General features: G+C 68.9%; 24 protein-coding genes. 15 read left to right on the forward strand and 9 right to left on the reverse strand.

What is annotated here, in order from left to right; genetic code table 11:
- Positions 1–44: 44 nt before the first annotated feature.
- Positions 45–320, forward strand: a complete 276-nt coding sequence (locus JOF29_RS07165) for a hypothetical protein (protein ID WP_209693437.1) — start codon at positions 45–47, stop codon at positions 318–320.
- 248 nt (positions 321–568) lie between these two features.
- Here JOF29_RS07165 and JOF29_RS07170 read toward each other — a convergent pair whose 3' ends face one another.
- Together JOF29_RS07170 and JOF29_RS07175 are read right to left on the reverse strand one after the other, a co-directional pair.
- Positions 569–1,258 (reverse strand): O-methyltransferase, encoded by a 690-nt coding sequence (locus tag JOF29_RS07170; RefSeq protein ID WP_209693438.1) that lies wholly within the window; start codon positions 1,256–1,258, stop codon positions 569–571.
- Between the two features lie 148 nt (positions 1,259–1,406).
- On the reverse strand, positions 1,407–2,189 hold the full coding sequence (locus JOF29_RS07175) for a DeoR/GlpR family DNA-binding transcription regulator (protein WP_209693439.1): 783 nt from the start codon (positions 2,187–2,189) through the stop codon (positions 1,407–1,409).
- A 119-nt stretch (positions 2,190–2,308) separates the two neighbouring features.
- Here JOF29_RS07175 and JOF29_RS07180 point away from each other — a divergent pair, with 119 nt between their 5' ends.
- From JOF29_RS07180 to JOF29_RS07200, 5 genes are all read left to right on the forward strand, one after another.
- Entirely contained in the window at positions 2,309–3,172 is an 864-nt protein-coding gene (locus tag JOF29_RS07180) for an SIS domain-containing protein (RefSeq protein WP_307863190.1), read from the forward strand.
- A gap of 387 nt (positions 3,173–3,559) precedes the next feature.
- On the forward strand, positions 3,560–4,933 hold the full coding sequence (locus JOF29_RS07185; RefSeq protein ID WP_209693441.1) for an extracellular solute-binding protein: 1,374 nt from the start codon (positions 3,560–3,562) through the stop codon (positions 4,931–4,933).
- 34 nt (positions 4,934–4,967) lie between these two features.
- Positions 4,968–5,810 (forward strand): carbohydrate ABC transporter permease, encoded by an 843-nt coding sequence (locus JOF29_RS07190; RefSeq protein WP_307863191.1) that lies wholly within the window; start codon positions 4,968–4,970, stop codon positions 5,808–5,810.
- Complete coding sequence (locus JOF29_RS07195; protein WP_307863192.1) at positions 5,807–6,691, forward strand: carbohydrate ABC transporter permease; 885 nt, start codon at positions 5,807–5,809, stop codon at positions 6,689–6,691. Before JOF29_RS07190 ends, JOF29_RS07195 begins: the two co-directional genes overlap by 4 nt.
- 39 nt (positions 6,692–6,730) lie before the next feature.
- Positions 6,731–7,558, forward strand: coding sequence for an NAD-dependent epimerase/dehydratase family protein (locus JOF29_RS07200; protein ID WP_209693442.1), 828 nt, complete (start codon positions 6,731–6,733; stop codon positions 7,556–7,558).
- Here the strand turns inward: JOF29_RS07200 and JOF29_RS07205 are convergent.
- The gene (locus tag JOF29_RS07205; protein WP_209693443.1) at positions 7,531–8,529 is read right to left on the reverse strand and encodes a LacI family DNA-binding transcriptional regulator; all 999 of its coding nucleotides are present in this window, start codon (positions 8,527–8,529) and stop codon (positions 7,531–7,533) included. The genes JOF29_RS07200 and JOF29_RS07205 overlap by 28 nt on opposite strands.
- A 100-nt stretch (positions 8,530–8,629) precedes the next feature.
- Here JOF29_RS07205 and JOF29_RS07210 point away from each other — a divergent pair, with 100 nt between their 5' ends.
- The 7 genes from JOF29_RS07210 to JOF29_RS07240 all read left to right on the forward strand — a co-directional run bounded on the left by JOF29_RS07210 (position 8,630) and on the right by JOF29_RS07240 (position 16,235).
- Entirely contained in the window at positions 8,630–11,392 is a 2,763-nt protein-coding gene (locus JOF29_RS07210) for a sugar-binding protein (RefSeq protein ID WP_209693444.1), read from the forward strand.
- Between the two features lie 133 nt (positions 11,393–11,525).
- Positions 11,526–11,735 carry a biotin/lipoyl-binding carrier protein gene (locus JOF29_RS07215; RefSeq protein ID WP_307863193.1) on the forward strand — a complete coding sequence of 70 codons (210 nt, stop codon included), beginning with the start codon at positions 11,526–11,528 and terminating at the stop codon, positions 11,733–11,735.
- 150 nt (positions 11,736–11,885) lie between these two features.
- Positions 11,886–12,551, forward strand: coding sequence for an RNA polymerase sigma factor SigE (gene sigE / locus JOF29_RS07220; RefSeq protein WP_209693446.1), 666 nt, complete (start codon positions 11,886–11,888; stop codon positions 12,549–12,551).
- Positions 12,548–13,186: an anti-sigma factor family protein gene (locus tag JOF29_RS07225; protein ID WP_209693447.1), complete on the forward strand. Its 639-nt coding sequence runs from the start codon at positions 12,548–12,550 to the stop codon at positions 13,184–13,186. The genes sigE and JOF29_RS07225 overlap by 4 nt, the downstream gene beginning before the upstream one ends.
- A gap of 3 nt (positions 13,187–13,189) precedes the next feature.
- Positions 13,190–14,242 (forward strand): transcriptional regulator, encoded by a 1,053-nt coding sequence (locus tag JOF29_RS07230; protein WP_209693448.1) that lies wholly within the window; start codon positions 13,190–13,192, stop codon positions 14,240–14,242.
- A gap of 82 nt (positions 14,243–14,324) precedes the next feature.
- On the forward strand, positions 14,325–15,842 hold the full coding sequence (locus tag JOF29_RS07235) for a trypsin-like peptidase domain-containing protein (RefSeq protein ID WP_209693449.1): 1,518 nt from the start codon (positions 14,325–14,327) through the stop codon (positions 15,840–15,842).
- A 57-nt stretch (positions 15,843–15,899) separates the two neighbouring features.
- Positions 15,900–16,235, forward strand: a complete 336-nt coding sequence (locus JOF29_RS07240) for a sec-independent translocase (RefSeq protein ID WP_209693450.1) — start codon at positions 15,900–15,902, stop codon at positions 16,233–16,235.
- Between the two features lie 110 nt (positions 16,236–16,345).
- Here the strand turns inward: JOF29_RS07240 and JOF29_RS07245 are convergent, their stop codons facing one another.
- From JOF29_RS07245 to JOF29_RS07265, 5 genes are all read right to left on the reverse strand, one after another.
- Complete coding sequence (locus JOF29_RS07245; protein ID WP_209693451.1) at positions 16,346–17,491, reverse strand: Mrp/NBP35 family ATP-binding protein; 1,146 nt, start codon at positions 17,489–17,491, stop codon at positions 16,346–16,348.
- Positions 17,492–17,568: 77 nt separating this feature from the next.
- Positions 17,569–18,132 (reverse strand): PspA-associated protein PspAB, encoded by a 564-nt coding sequence (gene pspAB, locus JOF29_RS07250; protein ID WP_209693452.1) that lies wholly within the window; start codon positions 18,130–18,132, stop codon positions 17,569–17,571.
- Between the two features lie 4 nt (positions 18,133–18,136).
- Entirely contained in the window at positions 18,137–19,036 is a 900-nt protein-coding gene (gene htpX, locus JOF29_RS07255) for a zinc metalloprotease HtpX (RefSeq protein ID WP_209693453.1), read from the reverse strand.
- Between the two features lie 43 nt (positions 19,037–19,079).
- Complete coding sequence (locus JOF29_RS07260) at positions 19,080–19,592, reverse strand: DUF1003 domain-containing protein (protein WP_209693454.1); 513 nt, start codon at positions 19,590–19,592, stop codon at positions 19,080–19,082.
- On the reverse strand, positions 19,582–20,865 hold the full coding sequence (locus tag JOF29_RS07265; RefSeq protein ID WP_209693455.1) for a magnesium transporter MgtE N-terminal domain-containing protein: 1,284 nt from the start codon (positions 20,863–20,865) through the stop codon (positions 19,582–19,584). The genes JOF29_RS07260 and JOF29_RS07265 overlap by 11 nt, the downstream gene beginning before the upstream one ends.
- Positions 20,866–20,953: 88 nt before the next feature.
- On the opposite strand from JOF29_RS07265, the gene JOF29_RS07270 reads away from it, so the two are divergent.
- Both JOF29_RS07270 and JOF29_RS07275 read left to right on the forward strand, forming a co-directional pair.
- Positions 20,954–21,199 (forward strand): hypothetical protein, encoded by a 246-nt coding sequence (locus JOF29_RS07270; protein ID WP_209693456.1) that lies wholly within the window; start codon positions 20,954–20,956, stop codon positions 21,197–21,199.
- An 11-nt stretch (positions 21,200–21,210) separates the two neighbouring features.
- Positions 21,211–21,459, forward strand: a complete 249-nt coding sequence (locus tag JOF29_RS07275; protein WP_209693457.1) for a helix-turn-helix domain-containing protein — start codon at positions 21,211–21,213, stop codon at positions 21,457–21,459.
- A 16-nt stretch (positions 21,460–21,475) separates the two neighbouring features.
- Here the strand turns inward: JOF29_RS07275 and JOF29_RS07280 are convergent, their stop codons facing one another.
- A complete protein-coding gene (locus JOF29_RS07280) occupies positions 21,476–22,006 on the reverse strand; it encodes a hypothetical protein (protein WP_307863194.1) in 531 nt (176 codons plus the stop codon).
- Positions 22,007–22,099 lie beyond the last annotated feature (93 nt).

The raw sequence follows: 22,099 nt of genomic DNA on the forward strand, positions 1-22,099 counted from the left end.
AACCAGACTGGCCCAGACCAGTAAATCGAGTGTTGGAGCCGAACATGCGCAAGCTGATTCCCGCGGCGGCCGCCGTCGCGTTGGCCGGTAGTGCTCTGATGGCCACACTGCCCGCGCAGGCCACGACGTACCCTGCCGTCTGCACCGTCATCCATGACGGCGCCCACTGGGTCTATGCCGGCGGGCAGATGGTCGGGGTCGCGTCGTACGGAGACACCTTCTATGCCGACCATGAGGCCGCCGGCAACCTGTACGGCGCGTTCAGCCCTTCCGGCGGCAGCCTCTGGCAGATGCGAGCCACTGACCTCAGCTGCCCCTGACGATCGCCGGCAGGCGCGGCGGGCCCGCAAGCCGGAACACCGGTCCGGCGTGCCGAAGCAAATGCGTTCGTACCCGTTCCTGCGTCGTGCCGCCAGTCCGATCGGCGGCCGCTCGGCGCACTGAATCCTTCAAGGAAACCGACAAACATACTAATCGGGTTCGATTTTAGTATGTTTGTTGGTTCTATTGGCGAATTCTAGGCGGATTCGACGACCTAAAGCGGTCGAGTGGTCGCACTAAGTCAAGATCACTTCAGGCGTTTGGCGGCGGTGAGGAGGCCTTCGGAGGTGGGGAGGAGGGCGGAGACCAGGTTGTCGTCGTCGCGGACGGCGCGGATCAGGTCGCGGAGGGCCATCGTGTCGGGGTCGCGGTGGGCGGGGTCGGCGACCTTGCCTGCGGTGAGGATGCCGGCGAAGGCGACCGTGCCGCCGGGGCGGAGCAGCCGGAGGGCCTCGTGCAGGTACGCCGTGTTCTCGCGGCGGTCGGCGTCGCAGAACACCAGGTCGTAGTGGCCGTCGGTGAGCCGGGTGACGACGTCCAGGCCGGCGCCCGCGATCAGCCGGAACCGGTTCGACGCGACGCCGGCGTCCAGGAACGTCTTGCGCGCGAGCCGCTGGTTCTCCGCGTCGATGTCGACCGTGGTCAGGGTGCCGTCCGTGCGCATCCCACGGAGCAGTGCGAGTCCTGAGACGCCGGTCCCGGTGCCGATCTCGACGACTGCCTTCGCGCCCGCGCCGGCGGCCAGCAGACTCAGCGCGGCGGCCGTGCCGGGGCCGATCGGGGCGACACCGCTGTCCGCGGCGCTCGCCCGCGCACCGGTGACGACTTCGTCCTCACCGGTGTAGTCCTCGGCGTACGCCCAGGACGTCGGGTCGATGCCGGTGGCGATGGCGTCCTCCCAGTGGTCGGCTGCGTGATGTGCGGCTGCGGTACCCATGCTGAACCGAAGCCTAGCGTCTGGCGGTGCGCTTTCCGTGCTGCACGCGCGGAGGTTGCGCACTCCTGCTCATAACAACCTTGCCCTGATCAGATATGATCGCTAGCACGAGACATGACTCACCTGTTGAGGGAGGTGCGGAGTGGGGTCAGGCGCGGATGACGTCGATGCCGGCTTCCTTGAAGACGGTCAGCTGGATGTCGTCGGCCTGGGCGTCGGTGACGAGAGTGTCGATCTCGCTCAGCTCGCAGATCCGGGCGAAGGCGCGCTGCCCGAGCTTGGAGGAGTCGGCCACCACGCACACCTTCGCGGCCCGGCTGACGATCAGCTGGTTGATGTTCGCCTCGCCTTCGTGATGAGCGGTGGCGCCGGTCTCGTCGATCCCGTCGACGCCGATGAAGGCGATGTCCAGCGACAGGTCGGACAGGATCCGGTGCGACAGCGGCCCGATCATCTCGTAGGACTGCGGCCGCGCGACGCCGCCGGTCAGCACCATCTTCACGTGCGGCCGGACGATCAGCTCGTTGGCGATGTTCAGCGCGTTGGTGACCAGCGTGAAGGCCGGCTCCCCGTGCTCCGCGGACAGCTCCGGCCGGGTGGCCAGCGTCCGCGCCACCTCGGAGATCGTGGTCCCGCCGTTCATCCCGATCACCATGCCGCGACGGACCAGCGTCGCCGCCGCCTGCGCGATCCGCTGCTTCTCGGACGCGAAACGCGCAGTCTTGTAGCGCAGCGGCAGGTCGTACGAGACCGCGTTGGCCACGGCGCCGCCGCGGGTCCGGGTGAGGAGCTGCTGCTTGCCGAGATGGTCCAGGTCACGCCTGATCGTGGCCGCGGACACGTGCAGTTGCTCGGCGAGCTCGTCGACGTCGATGGCGCCCTTCTCGGCGAGCGACTCGAGCAAGGTGTTGAGGCGTTCGTAACGCTTCACCCGGGGCTCCTCCTTCACACAATCGGTCAGCCGGGTGGCGGCTGGTTGGCACCATTCGATCACGTTCGAGCAGTTTCGACCATGAGAAGTGCGGAGACGACATGACCCAGACGCCTTTTGTGAGCACTGAGATCGCCACTCAGCCCGACCTCTGGCGACAGGTCTCGGAGGGTTTCGCGCAGTACGGCGGTGCACTTCCGAAGGCCGGCCAGCGGGTCGCCGCGGTCGGCTGCGGTACGTCGTGGTTCATGGCGATGGCGTACGCCGCGCTCCGCGAGGACCTCGGCCAGGGGGAGACCGACGCGTTCGCCGGCTCGGAGTTCCCGGCCGGGCGGACGTACGACGCGATCGTGGTGATCAGCCGCTCCGGCACCACCACCGAGGTACTGGAGCTGATCCGGGACACCGACCTGCCGACCGTGGCGATCACCGCGACCCCGGACTCGCCGATCTTCGAGCTGGCCGACGAGACGATCCTGCTGGAGTTCGCCGACGAGCAGTCGGTGGTCCAGACCCGGTTCGCGACCACGACGCTGGCGCTGCTGCGTGCGTCGCTCGGCGAGGACCTGTCGAAGGCCGCCGCGGACGCTCAGACCGCGTTGACCGTCGACGTCGACGACCTCGCGAAGCTCGAGCAGGTCACGTACGTCGGTACGCGCTGGACCGTCGGACTTGCACACGAGGCAGCGCTGAAGCAGCGGGAGGCCGCGTCGGCGTGGACCGAGGCGTACCCGGCGATGGACTACCGGCACGGCCCGATCGCGATCGCGCAGGCAGGTCGCGGCGTCTGGATCTTCGGTGACGCCCCGGCCGGCCTGATCGAGGACGTCCAGGCCACCGGCGCGACGATCGTCCAGCACGCCGACCTGGACCCGATGGCATCCCTCGTCGTCGCCCAGCGGGTCGCCGTCGCCAAGTCCCTCGCCCTGGGCCTGAACCCGGACCAGCCCCGCAGCCTCACCCGCTCGGTCATCCTCGACTGAAGCTCGACCGTTTGAGTGGTTAACCATCGGCCGTGCCCGTTCGCCTCCTGCATGCCGGGGGTGATGGGCCAACCTCCGTGGTTAACCCCTCAAACGGGCCAAGGGGCGGGCAGGCGGCCGAGGAGGTGGCGGGCAGGAGGCCGGTGCCCGCGAGGATCAGAGCGCGACCGCTGCCGACCGCCCGGACCTGGTCACGCCGCCGCCCGACGTCAGGGCCACGCCGCTCCACTTGCCTGACTGCCCGGCACCTCTTTCCACCGCTTCGGGTGGACCGATACCAACTTGTTGCGAAAGCAGTTTCGCTTGAGGTCTGGTATTTGCGAAAGCGCTTGCGCTACCGTGCGGAACGGTCGGCCTGCCGACCGACATCCCCGCAGAGGAGTTCCGATGAACAGGTTTGCAATCCGTTGTGCTGCAGGGCTTTCCGTGCCGTTCCTGCTCGTGGCCTGCTCGAGTGCACCGTCCGCGGGCGGTGGTTCCGGTACCGGAACAAGCCCAGGCGGACAGGTCACGATCACGGTCGGTGACCGGCCGCCGAGTTCCGATCCGGAGAACCGCAAGCAGTTCGACCAGAAGGTGGCCGACTTCGAGACGGCCAACCCGGACATCAAGCTGAAGCCGGTGGAGACCATCTGGGACGCGACCACGTTCCAGGCGCAGGCGGCCGGCGGGCAGCTCCCCGACGTACTGAACGTGCCGTTCACCGAGCCGCAGGGCATGATCGCCCGCAAGCAGGTCGCCGACCTGACCAAGGTGCTCAAGGACGACGGCCTGCTGGACCAGCTGAACCCGAACGTGCTGAAGATCGCCCAGGACCGGTCCGGCAACGTGTTCGCGGTCCCGACCGCCGCCTACTCGGTCGGCCTGGTCTACAACCGGGACCTGTTCACCAAGGCGGGGCTGGACCCGAACAAGCCGCCGGCCACCTGGGACGAGGTCCGCGCGGACGCCAAGCAGATCGCGCAGAAGACCGGCCAGGCCGGCTACGCGCAGATGACCACGAAGAACACCGGCGGCTGGATGTTCACCACCCAGACGTACGCGTTCGGCGGGTCGATCGAGAACCCGGACGGTAGCAAGGCGGCGTTCGACGACGCGCCGTCGAAGGCCGCGCTGCAGGCGTTGCACGACATGAAGTGGGTGGACAAGTCGATGGGCCAGGCGGTGCTGTACGACATCGACGGCATCTCCAAGGCGTTCGCGGCCGGCAAGATCGGGATGTACATGTCCGCTCCGGACGCGTACCACACGCTGGTCGACATCAACGGCCTGAAGGCGTCCGCGCTCGGCATCGGCCCGATGCCGCAGCAGGGCGGCGACCACGGCACCCTGACCGGTGGCAGCGTGCAGATCGTCAGCCCGAGTGCCACCGACGCCGAGAAGGCGGCGGCGATCAAGTGGATCAGGTTCAACTACCTGAACAGGTACGTCGACGAGACCGCCGCGGTGAAGAGCGCCAAGAACGGCGTGGCGGCGAAGTTGCCGGTCGGCGTACCCGGGCTGCCGGTGGTCGCGGCCGGCCAGTACTCGAAGTACCAGTCCTGGATCAAGCCGTACGTCAACGTGCCGCTGGAGAACTTCGCTCCGTACACGAAGGTGGCGGCCGACCAGAAGATCATCCCTGAGCCGCCGGTGAAGGCTCAGGAGGTGTACGCCGCGCTCGACCCGGTCGTGCAGACCGTGCTGGGCAACGAGAAGGCCGACATCGCCTCGCTGCTCACCAAGGCCGCGGGCACCGTGGACGCGAAGCTCGGGCGCTGAGTTGCTCCGCCGTCTGCGCAACGGAGTACCGGCAGTGCTGTTCGCGCTGCCGGTACTCCTGGTCTTCCTGGTGTTCTCGTGGGGCCCGATCGTCAAGGGCCTCGTGATGAGCCTGCAGCAGACCAACCTGGTCGATCCGGTCAAGTGGGTCGGGCTGGAGAACTTCCGGTACGTGCTGACCGACCCTGGAGTCGGTCAGGCGTCGCTGAACACGCTCTGGTTCACCTTGCTGGCTTTGCTGTTCGGCTTCCCGGTGCCGGTGCTGCTGGCGATGTTCTTGTCCGAGCTGCGCGGTAGGTCGTGGCTTTACACCACGCTGGCCTATCTGCCGGTCATCACGCCGCCTGTGGTCGCCATCCTGCTCTGGCGGTTCTTCTACGACCCGTCGCCCACCGGCATGTTCAACAGCATCCTCGGCACCGTCGGGCTGGGACCGTACCTGTGGCTGGACAGTCCGTCGTCAGCGATGCCGTCGATCGTGCTGGAAGCCACCTGGGCCGGTGCGGGCAACGCAGTGATCATCTACCTGGCCGCACTGACGTCCGTACGCGCTGACCTCTACGAGGCGGCCGAGCTGGACGGTGCCGGAGTCGTACGCCGGGTGTGGCACGTCATGCTGCCGCACCTACGGGGAGTACTGCTGCTGATGCTCCTGCTTCAGGTGATCGGGACGATGCAGCTGTTCACCGAGCCACTGCTCTTCACCGGTGGCGGACCACAGGGGTCGACGATGACGATTCTGTTGCTCATCTACAACTACGCCTTCGTCAATGGGGACTACGGCGCAGCCACTGCGTTGAGCGTCCTCCTGGCACTGGTACTCGCAGTACTGTCGGCTGTCTTCCAGCTGGCGACACGTGGTTGGAGTACCGAGTGAGTGCGGAGCGCAGTGCGCTGTCCGACGCGGACCGGAAGCTCTCACGAGTACGGGTGCCGTTCGTCATCGGACAGGTCGTCGTACTGATCGGGCTGCTCGTTGCTGGTCTGGGGCCGATGCTGTGGTTGCTCAAGGCAGCTATCTCGCCGACCCAGGACAGCATCCGCTCACCGCTCGGATGGTTCCCGTCCGGGCGCGTGGAGTGGCAGAACCTCGGCACCGCGTGGCAACAGGGCCACATCGGCTACTACCTCGGCAACACCGCCTACATCGCAGCAGGTACGGCGGCTGTGTCGCTGATCGTCTGTACGACGGCCGGCTACGTGCTGAGCGTGCTACGACCGCGCTGGGGCGTGCTGCTGTCCGCCGCGATCCTGGCCACGCTGTTCGTCCCGCACATCGTCTCGCTCGTCCCGCTGTACCTGACCGTGCTGAAGCTGCCTCTGGTGCACACCAACCTCACCAACACGTTCTGGGCGGTCTGGCTGCCACCTGCGGCCAGTGCGTTCAACGTACTGATCGTGAAGCGGTTCTTCGACAGCATCCCTCGTGAGTACTTCGAAGCGGCGCGCATCGACGGTGCGGGGTCGCTCCGGGTGTTCACGTCGATCGTGCTCCCGCTGTCGCGGCCGATCCTCGGTGTGGTCGTGCTGCTCAGCATCATCTCTTCGTGGAAGGACTACCTGTGGCCCCTGCTGGTGCTGACGAATCCGGATCTGCAGCCGGTCTCGGTCGCGTTGCCCAAGATCGCCAAGGTGACGGAGCTCAACATCCAGTTGGCGGGGCTGTTCCTGGCGCTGCTGATCCCGGTGTTGCTGTTCCTGGTCTTCCAGCGGGCCTTCCTGCGCGGCGTGGGTCTGTCGGGCGGAATCAAGGCGTGAAACGAGTTCTTGTCACCGGTGCTGACGGCTCGATCGGCCGTGCCGCGGTCATCGGTCTGCAGCAGGGCCGGGTACGACGTGACCGGCCTGTCGCTGCGCTACGACCACACCAGTACGGCAGACCGCCCACTGGTCGGTGATGCGCGGTCAGCGACGGACGTGGCCGCTGCACTCGACGGTGTGGACGCAGTACTGCACCTGGCGGCCATTCCGCACCCCAGCCTCGGTACGCCGGAGGAGGTGTTCGAGAACAACGTGGCCGCGACGTTCAACGTGCTGGCGCAGGCGGGGCAGCTGGAGGTACGGCGGGCCGTGATAGCGAGCAGCATCAACGCGTTCGGCGTACCGATGAACGTGAACGACGTGACCCCGGCGTACTACCCGCTGGACGAGGACGTGGAGGCTGACATCGCCGACGCGTACTCCTTGTCCAAAAGCGTCGACGAACAGAGTGCACGGATGGCCTGGCGGCGTTGGGGGACCGACGTCATCGCACTGCGGTTCCCACTGGTCAAGAGCCGCGAGGAGCTGCTCAAGTTCGCGGCCATGGCCGAGCGGGACCCGTCCATGATGGCCCGGGAGGGCTGGGCGTACCTGGACCTGCGCGACGGCGTACGGGCGATTGTCGCCGCGCTGGAGTCACCTGCGGCCGGGGCGCACGTCGTAGGGCTGGCGGCTGACGACATCCTCGTCGACCGGCCTACCGACGAGCTCCTGCGCGAGTACGCCCCCGCGGTCCCGCTGCGGCGACCTGTGCAGGGACGCGCCTCACTGGTCGACACCACGAGGGCGCAGGAGTTGCTCGGCTTCCGCCCGCAGTACTCGATCCACCAGGAAGATCAGACGGTGTCCGCGACGACCACGTGAGGTTCGACGTACTGGACACCAGGCTCGAGGTCGCCTTCGAGCAGCCGGTTGGCGACCCGGCGGCCGATCTCCTCGAGACCCACGTCGATCGTGGTCAGGTGCCGGGTGCCGCGCTGGTCGTGCATCAGGCTCTCCCAGTTGTCGACGCCGATCAGCGCGACGTCACCGGGCACCTGCCGGCCGCTGGCCCGGATGACCCGTTCGACACCGCGGCCGATCGCGTCGCTGCCGCAGAAGATCGCGTCGACGTCGGGGACCTCGGCCAGCAGCTCGGCCGCCGCCTGCTCACCCCACTCCTCCCGCCAGCGCCCGAAGCGGACCGGTGCCGCCCACTCGAGTCCGGCGTCGGCGAGCAGCTGCCCGGCGCCTTCGGCCCGGCGTTGCGCGGCCATGTCGTGCGGCTCCGCGGTGAGGTGCGCGATCCGGCGCCGGCCGCCGGCCAGCAGATGGCTGATCGCGAGCCGCCCGATCGCGAAGTCGTCGGCGGTGATCGTGGTGTCCTGCGGATCCTCGGGGACCGTGAACGCGTTGATCACCGGGACGTCGAACCGGCTGGTGAGCGACGGGGTACGGAACGACGTACTGGTACCGATCACGATCACGCCGTCGATCCGGCGGGCGCGCAGCTGCAGGATGCTCTCGGTGACGTCGTGCTGCTCGTCCATGCGGGCGTCGTACAGCAGGATGGCCTGCTCCTTCGCGCCGAGCTCGGTGGCGGCGGTGGCCAGCACCACGCGGGTGAACGGGTTCGACGCGCGGTGCGTGAGCACGCCGATGGTCTGGCTGCGGCCGCGGGCGAACGATCGGGCCAGGGCGTTGTGCCGGAAGCCGAGCCGGTTCGCGGTCAGCCGGACGTGTTCCCGGGTGGCCTCGGAGATCCGGTCGGTGCCGTTCAGCGCCTTGGACGCCGTCGACAGCGAGACACCGGCCGCGGCGGCGACATCGGACAGCGTGATCACCTGGTCGGCCATTTCCCCATCGTAGTCAGCTCCGAGCCGTTGACACGGGGCGCACCGGGCATCAGGGTGTGATTTGCGAAACCGCTTTCGCTTCCCCTGAGAGGAGAACTCGATGACCCGTCGCCGTACCGGCGCAGTCAGTGTTCTCACGGCCGGCCTGTTGCTGGCCGCCGTACTTCAGTCACCCGCCCGCGCCGCGACCACCGCTGCGCCGACACTCACGATCACGCCGACCACGGTCGGCAACACCTTCACCGTCGGGCAGCAGGTGAAGCTGGGCTTCAGCACCGACGCAGCCACCGTCAACTGGACGGTGCGGGACGCCAGCGGCACCGAGGTCGCCAAGGGCTCCGCCGCAGCCGCCACGCTGAACGGCCAGCTGCCCTTGTCGATCAGTACGCCCGGCTGGTACCAGACCGACCTGAGGGCGGTCGCCGCGGACGGTACGACGACGCTCGGCGGCACCGACTTCGCCGTACTGACGCCGCACGACTTCTCCGCGTCCACGGACACCCGGATCGGCACGGCCACCGCCCTGGGGTTCGGGGGCATGGCCAACCCCGGTCTGGACGCCGTACCGCTGCTGGCGAACGGCGGTATCTCGACCGCGCGCGACGAGGCGTTCTGGGCGGCGGCCGAGACCACCAAGGGCGTCATCCAGTTCCCGCAGAACGTCAAGAACTACAAGGCCGCGCTGGACGCCAACCACGTGGACTTCCTGAACATCCTCGACTACGGCAACTCGCTGTACTACCCGGACGAGGCACCGTCGACCGACGAACAGCGTGCGGCTTTCACGCGGTACGCCGTGGCGGCTGTTGACGAGTTCGGGACCGACCACACGACGTACGAGCTGTGGAACGAGTGGAACCTGCGGGACCCGAACGGCGCCGCCAAGGCCAGCCCGGAGAACTATGTCGCGCTGCTGAAGACGGTGAGCGCCGCCGTACGGGCGAAGCACCCGGACGTGAAGCTGACGGGTCCGTCGCTGGCGGTCATCAACGACTGGCAGGGCTGGTTCACCAAGTTCGCGGACCTCGGCGGGCTGGACTACGTGGACGCGGTGACCATCCACCCGTACGTGCAGCCGCTGGACCCTGAGGCCTCGGTGGCGTACGTGAACACCATTCGCAGCATCATGGCCGCGCATGGCTCCACCAAGCCGATCTACATCACCGAACAGGGCTGGGCGACCGGCACCAACCCCAGCGCGGTGTCGGAGCCGGCCCAGGCACGTGACCTGGTCCGCGGTCAGCTGCTGGCCTACGGCAACGGTGTGGCGCGCTACAGCTCGTACAACTTCATGGACTCGGGCAACGACCCGTCGAACGTCGAGCACCGGTTCGGCCTGGTGCGCAACCGGCTCGACGCACGGGGTGCGCTGGTGCCCAAACCGTCGTACGTCGCCACCGCCGTACTGGCACGCCAGATCGACCAGCTGCCCCTGACCGGGCAGACGCGTTTCGGGACCAGCGGGTACGACGTGGCGTTCGACGCCGGTGCTGGACAGAGCGTGCATGCGGTGTGGTCGACGACGCCAGGCCCGGTGAACCTGGCGGCGCCGGCCGGCTCACAGGTTCAGATCACCAGCCTGTACGGCGAGACGACCACGCTGACGGCTGACGCCGGAGGGCATGTGTGGGTGAGTGCAGGGCCTGACCCGTTCTATGCACGGGGTGCTATCAGTGGGGTGGCGCCGTCCAACCGGTTCGGGCTGTCGGTGGCACCTGAGATCGCAGGTGACCCGGCTACGGGCACGGTGACGTTCAGCAACCCGGATGCGGTTGCGCACTCCTTCACGGTCTCGGCTGGTGGAGCTGAGACGAGTGGTTCGGTTGCTGCTGGCGCGACTGCTACCGCAGCGGTCTCCTACCCGGCCCAGGACTCGACCGGTGCCCGCACGTACACCGCAAAGCTCAGCGTTGACGGGCAGGCCGTCGCCCTCGTGTCTACGACCGGCACCGCGACCCCACCGCTGTCTGTGACCGCCTCTCACGTGCTCAACGGGAGTGGGAAGAACCTGTTGCGATTCCGGGTCACCAATGCGTCCTCCCACGCCATTGCAGTTGCTGGGTTGGACTGGGTGTCGGGTACGGCGTCCGGGACGTTGCTGGCGGGGTGCACGATCGGTGCGAATGCCACGCGAGAGGTGGACGTGCCGCTAACCCTGACAGGTCCTTCCAGCTGGTCTGCGACTCTGCGGCGAGCGGGGGAGGCGTCCATCACCTCGGCTGGGACCCTGACGCCTGCGAGCTCGTTGACAGTCGCCAAGCGGCACACGGTCACGCTGGACGGGGTCATCGACCCAGTGGTTGCCAAGCAGCCCGCCATCGCGCTGGAAGGCACCGGTACGCCGCCGATTACCGGCTGGGGCGGCCCTAGCGACCTGTCCGGGAAGCTGTGGCTCACCCACGACGACCAGAACCTGTACCTGTCGGCCAAGATCACCGACGACGTGTTCTCGCAGCCGAACCGTGGCGGCAACATCTGGGGCGGGGACGGGATCCAGCTCGGTATGACGGCCGGTGCGCCCGGTGAAGCCACCGCGGCGCAGGAGATCGGTGTTGCGCTGACGGATGCCGGTCCGGTGGACACCTGGCGTTGGACGCCGACCAGCCAGGCCGGTGTGCCGCCGGGTGTTCAGGCCAAGGTGGTGCGGGACGAGGCCGCGCACACCACGACGTACGAGATCGCGGTGCCGTGGAGCACGCTCGGGTTCGCGGCCAAAGACCGGCTGCTGTCGGCGACCGTCGTGGTCAACGAGAACGACGGCACCGGCCGCCGTGGCTGGCTGAGCTGGGGCAAGGGGGTCGCGGAGACCAAGAACCCGGCCCTGTTCAACGCCATCCGGCTCGACCCGGCCGCCGCCAAATAGCCGCCCGGTAGCCGCCCACTGACTCGGCGTAGGTGCCCTGGAACCGCTGCCCGAGGGGCACCTGCGCCGACCTCGGCCCGCACGCCTAGGATCGGTCCTGGGAGACGAGAAGGAGTGCGAGTTGAGTCACACCGTGCTGGCCGAGCTGGTGGCCAACGTGCTGAAGGTCACGGCCAAGGCCGGGGACACGGTGCGACCTGATGACACCCTGGTCATCCTGGAGTCCATGAAGATGGAGATCCCGGTGCTGGCCGAGGTGGCCGGCACCATCACCGAACTGAAGGTCGCCGAGGGCGAAGTGGTCCGCGACGGCGACCCGATTGCCGTGATCGACGAGAACTGATTCAACCGAAATGACCTCCTACGCGTCTTCAGAGGTGAGGGCCACGGCCGGGAACTTCCGGTCGCGGCGCCGCGTTGAGCCGTCGTACGAACAAACCAGGGTCCAACCCGGGTTTTCCCGACGTGCGCAGAGGACGGTGACCGCGGCACCATGGCCTTCACGCTTATTGCCGAGAGGACCCAGGGAGGCGTTGCGGTGAAGCCGTTCGACACCTCGACGGTGCCGGCCCCGCAGCCAGTCGCGGACGCGCTGCCGTCGTGGGACGAGATCGTCCGCACGCACTCGGCCCGCGTCTACCGCCTGGCGTACCGCCTGACCGGTAACAAGCACGACGCCGAGGACCTCACCCAGGAGGTCTTCGTCCGGGTCTTCCGCTCGCTGTCGTCGTACACGCCGGGCACCTTCGAGGGCTGGCTGTACCGGATCACCACGAACCTGTTCCTCGACGGCGCCCGCCGCAAGCAGCGGATCCGCTTCGACGGCCTGCCCGAGGACGCCCACGACCGGCTGCCGGCCAAGGGCGAGGGGCCGGCCGAGAAGCTGGACTCGGACCTGTTCGACCACGACGTACAGGATGCGCTGGACGCCCTGCCCGAGGACTTCCGCGCCGCCGTCGTGCTGTGCGACATCGAGGGCATGACGTACGACGAGATCGCCGACGTCCTGGACGTGAAGCTCGGCACCGTCCGGAGCCGGATCCACCGCGGCCGGTCGATGCTGCGCAAGCACCTGGAGCACCGGGCCCCGCGGTCCGGCCAGACCCGTGTCGGCGGCCCGCCAACCGACGGACTGTTCGACGGGGGTGACCTCGGATGACGCACCCGCTGGACAAGCTGAGCGCGGTCGTCGACGGTGAGCTCGACCACGACTCCCGGGACAAGGTCCTGAGCCACCTGGTCGGCTGCGACACCTGCCGTGCCGAGGTGGACGCGCAGCGCCGGCTGAAGGCGCGGATGGCGGCGCTGGAGCTGCCGGACGAGCCGACCGACCTGATGCAGCGCCTGATGGGCGTCTCGTCGTTCTCGACCGAGCCGCGGGAGGAGGTCCGCCCGGTGCTCACGCCGGCGGTCAGCCTGTTCCCGCAGCGGTCGGCGTTCCCGGCCGGGCGGACAGGTGGCACCCGGCCGGGGACCGCCCGCTCGCGCTCCCGCCGCCGCGCCGGCGTGCTGGGGGCAGCCGGCTCGGCCGCGGCCGTGGCCTCCCTGCTGGGTACGGCGTTCGTCGTCGGCGACCCGTCCCGCTCGGAGCAGCCGCCGACGCTGCAGCCGCCGGTCGCGAGCTTCTCCTCCGACCACGCGACCACGTCCGGCGGAGCGCCGTTCGCGGACCCGGTCGCACTGATGAGCACGTACAGCCCGACGGGGTACGCCGGGCTGAGCCCGTCCTTGGGCCCGTCCTTGGGCCCGACCTTGGGCTCGACGCTGCGGCCGGTGGCCCTGACCGGGCGCTGACCGGTGAGCCTGTCGCGGCTCGCCATGCTGGTCAGCACTGCCCTGATCGGTCTTGGCCTGCCCACGTCCGCTGCCGCCGTACCCGAGGTCTCCAAGGCCGACTCGCCCACCGCGGTCAGCTGGCTGCGCAGAGCGGCCGCCGCGCCGAACCACGTCTCGTACCACGGCACGCAGATCATCACCGCCTGGGGACCGCAGGGTGCCAGCTCGGCGATGTTCGACATCCTGCACGCGGCGTCGCAGGGCTCCGAGATCAGCGTGCTCGGGTCGTCCGCGCCCGGCGCCAAGGCGTTCGTGCAGCGGGCGACGACGACGGATGCCGCGATCGACGGTGGGCCGTTGGCCTTGCTGCAGTCGACGTACCAGCTGGTCGACAAGTGCTGCACCGACCTGATCGGCCGGGCCGCGATCCTGGTGGAGGCCCTGCGGGACGACCAGACGCTGGCCGCCCGGTTCTGGATCGACAAGGCCACCGGGTTGTTGCTTCAGCGCCAGCTGTTCAGCCCCGACGGCAAGACGATGGTGCGCGCGACCGTCTTCACCGAGCTGCACATCGAGAGCTCCGAGTTCCTCGGCCACCTGCCCCCGATGCTGCCCAGCGGTGTCGAGGCGGTCGGCATGGGCAAGGTCGACGAGCTGCGCTCCGCGGGCTGGGTGTGCGCACCGGACCTGCCGGCCTCACTGAAGCTGTACGACGTGCACCAGGACACGACCAACGGGTCCCTGCAGTTCTCGTACTCGGACGGGCTGTTCAACGTGTCGCTGTTCGAGCAGCGCGGCGCCCTCGACCCGTCGGCGGTGAAGGGGTACAGCACCACCGACAGTCCCGGTGTCTACCTGCGGTACGGGATGCCGTCGTACGTGGTCTGGTCGTCCGGTGGAATCGTCTACACGCTGATCGGCGACCTGCCGCCGGACCAGCTCGGACAGGTGGTCAGGTCGTTCCCGCACGACCTGCCGGAGAAGCTGTCCGCGATCCAGCGGCTGGGGACCGGGCTGGCCAAAATCGCGACCTGGCTCACTCCGATGGGTGCACTGTCCCCGAAGCTGGGATAATCACATCTGGAAGCACCTCCGGTTACCTCTGGGCGGCTTCCGACCGACGACCACGACGAAGACGTGAGGCGGGGACCGTCACATGAGCGACGACGCCGAGCCGACAGTTCCAACCCCGGCAACCGCGGAACCAACCGCACCCCAGCCAACCACCCCTGCCTCCCCTGGACCGCTTCCGAACGGCCCCACCGCCCCGCATCTCGAGGCGAACGGGTCTACCGCCGCCGGGCCCGCTCCGGAGGCCGGGTCGGGGGTGTCGGCGTTGGCGCCGCCGGTGCCCGGGGCGGGGGCGATGCCGTTGCAGGCGCCGGGGTCGGATGCCGCCTACCGGCAGACGAACGGTGGTCGTTCCAGCACGCAGCGCAGCTTCGGGCGGCCGGAGCCGCAGCAGGGGACCTTCCGCCCGCTCTACCCGGGGCAGGCGTGGCCGACCGAGCTGCCGCCGTACCGTCCGGCGTACCTGCCGCCGCCACCGGCCGACTGGCACCAGCAGCAGGCCCGCTCGTACACGTCCGAGCCGCCGAAGGTGAACCGGGTGGTCACGATCGCCGCCCTGGTCGCCCTGGTCATCGGCGTCCTCGCCGGCGCCGGTGCCGCGACCGTCGTGGTCGCCCTGGACGGGAACAACGCCCCGATCGCCCAGCAGCCCGATCCGCCGATCGGCACCGGCGCGGACCCCAGGATCCGTACGGGCTCGGTGTCCGCGGTCGCCGCCACCCTGCTGCCGAGCGTCGTCCAGCTGAAGGTCCAGGGCGCGGACAACTCCAACGACACCGGATCCGGCTTCGTGATCGACAACGTCGGCCACATCCTGACCAACAACCACGTGGTCGAGGCCGCGGCCAAGGGCGGCTCGATCCAGGTCGTCACCAACGACAACAAGACCGCGACCGCCCGTCTCGTCGGTCGCTCGCCGGCGTACGACCTGGCCGTCGTCCAGGTAGCCGGGCTGACCGCCCCCTCGGTGCAGTTCGGCCGGTCGGAGGCGGCGATCGTCGGGCAGGACGTGGTCGCGATCGGCTCGCCGCTCGGGCTGGCCGGCACCGTCACCTCGGGCATCATCTCGGCGAAGAACCGGCCGGTGACGACCGGCGACGACACCGGCCAGGCGTCGTCGTACATCAGCGCGCTGCAGACCGACGCGGCGATCAACCCGGGCAACTCGGGCGGTCCGCTGGTCGACATGAACGCGCGGGTGATCGGGGTGAACTCCGCGATCGCCACGGTCCGCGGCGCCACCGAGGGGCAGAGCGGCAGCATCGGGCTCGGGTTCGCGATCCCGATCGACCAGGCCCGGCGGACCGCGCAGCAGCTCATCGCCACCGGTCAGGCGTCGTACCCGGTGATCGGGGCCAGCGTCGACATGACGTTCGCGGGCGGCGGCCGGGTCAGCGCGGTGACCCCGCGGTCGCCGGCCGCAAGGGCCGGGCTGCGGGTCGGTGACGTGATCACCGCGCTCAACAACCAGGCGGTGGACAGCGCCGAGGTGCTGATCGTCGCGATCCGCACGCATCAGCCGGGCGAGGCGGTCCGGCTCGCGTACGAGCGCGCCGGACGTTCCCGCACGGTTACGCTCACTCTCGGCCAGGAGATCGGCTGAGGCGCTGCAGCCGGTCTGGGGATAGGCTGGCCCGGGAACGTACGGAGAGGTGAGGACATGTTCGGCATCGGACCGCTGGAACTGGTCGTGATCGCGATCGTCGCCGTACTCGTCTTCGGGCCGGATCGGCTCCCGGAGTTCGCCCGGACGGCGGGCCGCGTGCTGCGCCAGGTCCGGCAGCTGGTGAACAACGCGCAGACCGACCTGCGCAACGAGCTCGGCCCGGAGTACGCCGACCTCGACCTTCAGGACCTGAACCCGAAGAACTTCGTCCGCAAGCACCTGCTCGACCCGATCGAGGACGAGGTCAAGTCGGTCACCGAGATGAGCGACAGCACCCAGCAACGCCTCCCGGCCGGCGCCAAGCCGCCGTTCGACCCCGAGTCGACCTGATCAGCTCCACCAGAACAGCAGCCCGGTAGCGACTGCACCGGCAACGCCGTACAGCGCGGCCCGTTGCGGAGTACGTCGGCGAAGGGCTCGACGTACTCCGTCCGAGCTGGTCAGCGACCGGCGGGGGAGAGGCCTAGCTGGCGGCCGAGCAGCCCGCGCGGCTTGCCGCCGAGCGTCGCGGCGATCTTGCCGAGTATCTGCGCGGCCGGGGTGTCCGGGTCCGCCAACGTCAGCGGCTGACCGAGGTCGCCGCCGGAGCGGAGCCGCTCGTCGAGCGGGATCTCGCCGAGCAGCGGGATCGGGTAGCCGAGCCGCGCGGACAGCGTCTCCGCGACCCGGGTACCGCCACCGGAGCCGAAGATCTCGATCCGGTGCTCGGGACCGCAGTGCGGGCAGGGCAGGTACGACATGTTCTCGACCACGCCGGCGACCCGCTGGTGCACCATCTGCGCCATCGTGCCGGCCCGCTCCGCCACCTCGGCGGCGGCCTCCTGCGGGGTCGTCACGACGATCACCTCGGCGCTGGTCAGCCGCTGGCCGACGGAGATCGCGATGTCGCCGGTGCCCGGCGGGAGGTCCAGCAGCAGTACGTCGAGGTCGCCCCAGTACACGTCGGCGAGCATCTGGACGAGCGCGCGGTCCAGGATCGGGCCGCGCCAGGCGACCACCTGGTCGCGCTTCGGCTTCAGCATGCCGATCGAGATCACCTTCACGCCGTGCGCGGGCACCGGCATGATCATGTCGTCCACGGCGGTCGGGCGCTCGTCCGCGACGCCGAACATGGCCGGCACCGAGTGGCCGTAGATGTCCGCGTCCAGGACGCCCACCGACAGGCCCTGGCGGGCCATCGCGACCGCCAGGTTGACGGTGACGGACGACTTGCCGACGCCGCCCTTGCCGGACGCGATCGCGAACACCTTGGTCAGCGAGTCCGGCCGGGAGAACGGGATCTCCTTCTCGGCCACGCCGCCGCGCAGCTGGGTCTGCAGGGCCGCCCGCTGCTCGGACGACATCACGCCGAGATCGATCTCCACGCCGGTGACGCCGTCGAGCTTGCTCACCGCGGCCGTGACGTCGCGGCGCAGCGTGTCCTTCATCGGACAGCCGGCGACGGTCAGCAGAACCCGTACGGCGACCACGCCGTCGTCCCGGACGACGACGGACTCGACCATCCCCAGGTCCGTGATCGGCTTCTTGATCTCGGGATCGAGCACTCCACCGAGCGCCGCGGTCACCTGCTCAGCAGTGGCAGCCATACCCCAAGGCTACGTGCTCCCCCGAGTCCACCGGACCACGGTCCATGTGACATACCCCCAGCAAGGCAACCCTTACTTCACAGGCCGGGTGCGCCGTAGATGGGGAACCAGCGGGTGAGGTCTTGTTCGAAGTTCAGGTCGGTGCCCACTACCGACTTGATCTGGAGCTCCTTGGCGTTGTCTCGGCGGTCGGTGCCGACGGGGACGAACGGGTACCAGGAGCCGCGCTTGTAGAGGTACACCAGGCCCAGGGGCTCGGTGCCGTTGGTGAAGGCGACCAGGGTGCACAGGAGGGCACCGCCGAAGCCGGCGTCGACCAGGGAGGTGTTCACGGCGTGCAGGTCGGTGACGAGTGTTTCCAGGTCGTCAGGTGCCGTCTGCCGGACCAGCCAGGTGAAGCCGTACGAGTCCGTCGTACTCGTGAACTTGCCGTTGTCGAGGGCGAGCAGCTTGTCGACCTCGTCCCGGAGCGCCGTGAACCCACCGCCCTCGGCCGCCTTGAAACACACTGAGCCGCTGCCGGTCGGACGGTAGTCGGCCGCGGTCTCCAATGTGATCGCGGCCGACGGAAGCGAGAACAACTGATCGAGGTTCGGCGGAACGGCTTTGCTCCGCCCGAGCAGGATGTCGAGGAGTCCCATAGGCCTAAGCTTGCTCGCCCAGCTCGCGGGACAGGGCACCGAGGCGGTCGAGGCGTGTCTCGAGCGACGGGTGCGTCGAGAACAGCGCCGAGACGCTCTTGCCGCCGGAGATCGCCGGGGCGAAGAAGAACGCGTTGAACGCCTGCGCCTGGCGGAGGTCCCGCGACGGTATCCGGGCTATGTCTCCGCTGATCTTGGTCAGCGCCGAGGCCAGCGTGGACGGTCTGCCGGTGAGCATCGCCCCGGCACGGTCGGCGGCCAGCTCGCGGTAGCGGGACAGCGCCCGGGTGAGCAGGAACGAGATCGCGTACACCGCGACCGACACCGCGATCACGGTCAGCATCACCAGCGCCGCGTTCTGGTCGCGGTTGCCGCGGCCGAGGCCGCCGTACAGCCCGAAGCGGGTGATCAGGCCGGCCAGCACGCCGAGGAACGACGCGATCGTCATCACCGCGACGTCCCGGTGCGCGACGTGCGAGAGCTCGTGCGACAGCACGCCCTCGAGCTCGTCCTGGTCGAGCCGGCGCATGATGCCGGTGGTCACGCAGACCACCGCGTTGTTCGGGTTCCGGCCGGTCGCGAACGCGTTCGGCAGGTCGACGTCGGCGATCGCCACCCGCGGCTTCGGCATGTCGGCCAGCGCGCACAGCCGGTCGATCGCACCGTGCAGCTCCGGCGCCTCCTCCGGCGTCACGATCCGCCCGTGCATCGCGTACAGCGCGATCTTGTCGGAGAACCAGTACTGCGCGAACAGCATGCCGCCCGCGATGACCACGGCCAGCACCGCGCTTCTGGTCAGCGCGATCAGCAGCGCCACGAACGCCACGTACAGCAGTCCGAGCAGGAAGCTCGTGATCACCATCCGGCTGGACAGCCCTCGGTCGGGCGCGAATCGAGTCTTCATCCCACGTCCTTCTTCCTCACCTGATAGCGAGGGTAGCTCGGAGTCAAACCCGATCGTCCTCGCGCGTGTCCAGATCCGCCAGCAGCGACCGCAGCTCGGAGCGCAGGAAGTCCCGGGTGGCGACCTCGCCGACCGCCATCCGCAGCGACGCCATCTCGCGGGCCAGGAACTCCATGTCCGCACGGGTCCGGGCGTCGACGTCCCGGTCCCGCTCGTACTGCACCCGGTCCCGGGCCTCCTGCCGGTTCTGCGCGAGCAGGATCAGCGGGGCGGCGTACGACGCCTGCAGGCTGAGCGCCAGCGTCAGGAAGATGAACGGGTAGGTGTCGAAGCGCAGGTTCGCCGGCGCGAAGATGTTCCAGCCGATCCAGAACAGGATCGTCACGGTCATGTAGACCAGGAACTGCCCGGTGCCGAGGAAGCGCGCGATCCGCTCGGACAGCCGGCCGAACGCGTCCGCGTCGTACGTCGGCCGCGGGACGAACGTCCGCCGCCAGTCCCGCGGTACGTCGAGCCGCGTGCTCCCCCGGGCCGTCCTGCGGTCGCTACGTGGCATCGTGGCCCACCTCCTGCGGCGTGTCCGGGCTGTCCGGGTGGTCGTGCTCCCGCCAGTCCTCCGGGAGCAGGTGGTCGAGTACGTCGTCGACAGTCACCGCACCGAGCAGCCTGCCCTCGTCATCCAGTACCGGTGCGGCGACCAGGTTGTACGTCGCGAGGTACTTGCTGACGGTATGCAGGCTGTCGTCCGGCCGCAGCCCGTCCAGGTCCGTGTCGAGTGCTGCCGACACCAGCTCGGACGGGGGCTCCCGGAGCAGCCGCTGGATGTGGCCGATGCCGATGAACCGTCCAGTCGGTGTCTCGAGGGGTGGTCGGCAGACGTAGATCATGGCGGCCAGTGCCGGGCTCAGGTCGGCGTTGCGCACGTGGGCGAGTGCATCGGCCACGGTGGCGTCTACAGGCAGGATGACGGGCTCTGACGTCATAAGACCGCCCGCTGTGTGCTCCTCGTACGTGAGCAGCCGCCGTACGTCCTCCGCTTCCTCAGGCTCCATCAGCGTCAGCAGGCGCTCTGCGATCTCGGTAGGCAGCTCGGCGATCAGGTCGGCCGCGTCGTCCGGGGACATCTCCTCCAGCACGTCCGCGGCGCGCTCGGTGTCCAGACCGTCCAGGATCTCCACCTGGATGTCCTCGGGCAGCTCTTCGAGTACGTCGGCCAGCCGCTCGTCGTCCAGCGCTGTCGCGATCTCCTTGCGGCGCTTGGCGGACAGGTCGTGCAGTACGCCGGCCAGGTCGGCCGGGCGCATCGACTCGAAGGCCGCGAGGATGTGGGTCGCGCCCTGGCCCTCTTCCACCTGGGTGAACCCGCTGACGTCGCTCCAGTCGAGCACATGCGTCTGGCCGCGTCGCCGGAACCGTTTGGAGCCCTCCCGCACCGCAACCTTGGTCAGCAGCCAGTCCCGGGTCCGCCACTGCTCCATGGCCATGTCGTACACGACCGCGGTGGCACCGGTGTCGGCGATGGTGACGGTCCGGTCCAGCAGCTCACCCAGCACGAGTACTTCGGTCGGACGCTGCTCGAAGCGCCGCATGTTCAGCAGGCCGGTGGTGATGACGTGCCCGACCTCCACGGAGGTCACCCGGGTCATCGGGAGGAAGATGCGGCGCCGGGTGAACACCTCGACGACCAGGCCGAGGACCCGCGGAGGCTGGTCGCCCTGGCGCATCATGGCGACCACGTCCCGAACCTTGCCGACCTGGTCGCCGTTCGGGTCGTACACCGGCAGCCCTGCGAGCCGAGCGACGTACACCCGCGACGGTGATCCAGTCATGCCGGAAGGCTAACCCGCCGAGCCGGAGTCTCGGCTGAGGACGCTTCGTAGACTTTTGCACCTCGGGTGCGGACGAAGTGGGGTGGGGATGCTGGGAACCACCGGGTTGGGCGTGGACGAGGAGACGGCGTACCTGGACCTGATCCGGCGTCAGGAGGAGGAGTTCGAGCGGATCCGGAAGTCGGCGTACCGGCTGGCCGCGGAGGCGACCCGGCAGGGCGGTGCACGGCGGACCGAGGAGCTGATCGAGATCGTCACCGGCGAGACCGCGGTCGCGCTGGCCTTCGACCGGGTCCAGCGGACGGCCCGTGCCGAGATGCGCGAGCGGACATGATGTTCGAGACCGTGTGGAACAGAGCGAGCCCGCTGAGCGTGACCGACTCGGACGGGCTGCGGCCGGAGGAGGCCTTGTCCTCGGAGGACAGGCACCTGCTCTCGTTGCTGGTCGCAGGACTGACCGACGACGCCGCAGGCGCACGACTGGGCATCAGCCGCCGCACAGTCGCCAGACGCGTCCAGCAACTGATGGAACAGACCCACTCACGTTCCCGTCTGCAACTCGGCTGGCACGCCCGCGACCGCGGCTGGCTCTGACGCTTGCTGACGGCAACTAGCTCAGTTTGGGGCGGCGGCGGATCGGGCGGTGCAGGGTTTTCGGTGGTTTGCCGCGGGTTGTGGCTCTGGTCGGTACCGGAGTCTCGGCTCGGGGCGAGTCGTCGTACAGCCCGGTGAAGTCACCTGCGGGGTCCAGGGCGAGGATGTCGGCCTGGGTGCGCCAGCGCTCGAGCTGGGTGTCCAGGTCGGCCGCGTTGAGCCGCTCGGTACGCAATACCTGCGCGGCGGCGGTCCACTCGTCGCTGCCGGGTTCCAGCCGCCGTACCGTAGCCGTCCAGCTCGCCAGCCGGTTGGTCGCGGGCTTGGCCGGTACGACGACCGTGACAGAGCCTGCCGTTGCGAGCCCGGGGAGTGGCTGCTCGTCACCGTCCGCCGAGTCGGCGAGTACGACGTACTGCCCGTCGACGTTCGCGAACCAGGCAGGTGCCGGGCGGCCGCCGTCCCACGACAGCCAGACGAGGCCCGCCTTCTTCATCACGGCGGCGATCTCCGTGGCGATCTCTGTCACAGCCCGCTCGGTGTCCACGGCCCAAGACTGTCACAGTGAGCGATGTCACCGGGCCGGGCGCGTGCCTTTCGCCGTACGCTGCCGGTGACCGGTGGGTAACCGAGTGGAGGT

The organism is Kribbella aluminosa (assembly GCF_017876295.1).
In the GTDB taxonomy this organism is placed as follows: domain Bacteria; phylum Actinomycetota; class Actinomycetes; order Propionibacteriales; family Kribbellaceae; genus Kribbella; species Kribbella aluminosa.

What these genes read in the sequence shown, in the direction of transcription:
- sigE (WP_209693446.1), top strand. Translation starts at nt 11,886, where the DNA reads ATGGCCTTCACGCTTATTGCCGAGAGGACCCAGGGAGGCGTTGCGGTG.
- JOF29_RS07210 (WP_209693444.1), top strand. Translation starts at nt 8,630, where the DNA reads ATGACCCGTCGCCGTACCGGCGCAGTCAGTGTTCTCACGGCCGGCCTG.
- JOF29_RS07225 (WP_209693447.1), top strand. Translation starts at nt 12,548, where the DNA reads ATGACGCACCCGCTGGACAAGCTGAGCGCGGTCGTCGACGGTGAGCTC.
- JOF29_RS07245 (WP_209693451.1), bottom strand. Translation starts at nt 17,491, where the DNA reads ATGGCTGCCACTGCTGAGCAGGTGACCGCGGCGCTCGGTGGAGTGCTC.
- JOF29_RS07260 (WP_209693454.1), bottom strand. Translation starts at nt 19,592, where the DNA reads ATGCCACGTAGCGACCGCAGGACGGCCCGGGGGAGCACGCGGCTCGAC.
- JOF29_RS07265 (WP_209693455.1), bottom strand. Translation starts at nt 20,865, where the DNA reads ATGACTGGATCACCGTCGCGGGTGTACGTCGCTCGGCTCGCAGGGCTG.
- JOF29_RS07165 (WP_209693437.1), top strand. Translation starts at nt 45, where the DNA reads ATGCGCAAGCTGATTCCCGCGGCGGCCGCCGTCGCGTTGGCCGGTAGT.
- JOF29_RS07185 (WP_209693441.1), top strand. Translation starts at nt 3,560, where the DNA reads ATGAACAGGTTTGCAATCCGTTGTGCTGCAGGGCTTTCCGTGCCGTTC.
- JOF29_RS07240 (WP_209693450.1), top strand. Translation starts at nt 15,900, where the DNA reads ATGTTCGGCATCGGACCGCTGGAACTGGTCGTGATCGCGATCGTCGCC.
- pspAB (WP_209693452.1), bottom strand. Translation starts at nt 18,132, where the DNA reads ATGGGACTCCTCGACATCCTGCTCGGGCGGAGCAAAGCCGTTCCGCCG.
- JOF29_RS07205 (WP_209693443.1), bottom strand. Translation starts at nt 8,529, where the DNA reads ATGGCCGACCAGGTGATCACGCTGTCCGATGTCGCCGCCGCGGCCGGT.
- JOF29_RS07235 (WP_209693449.1), top strand. Translation starts at nt 14,325, where the DNA reads ATGAGCGACGACGCCGAGCCGACAGTTCCAACCCCGGCAACCGCGGAA.
- JOF29_RS07170 (WP_209693438.1), bottom strand. Translation starts at nt 1,258, where the DNA reads ATGGGTACCGCAGCCGCACATCACGCAGCCGACCACTGGGAGGACGCC.
- htpX (WP_209693453.1), bottom strand. Translation starts at nt 19,036, where the DNA reads ATGAAGACTCGATTCGCGCCCGACCGAGGGCTGTCCAGCCGGATGGTG.
- JOF29_RS07270 (WP_209693456.1), top strand. Translation starts at nt 20,954, where the DNA reads ATGCTGGGAACCACCGGGTTGGGCGTGGACGAGGAGACGGCGTACCTG.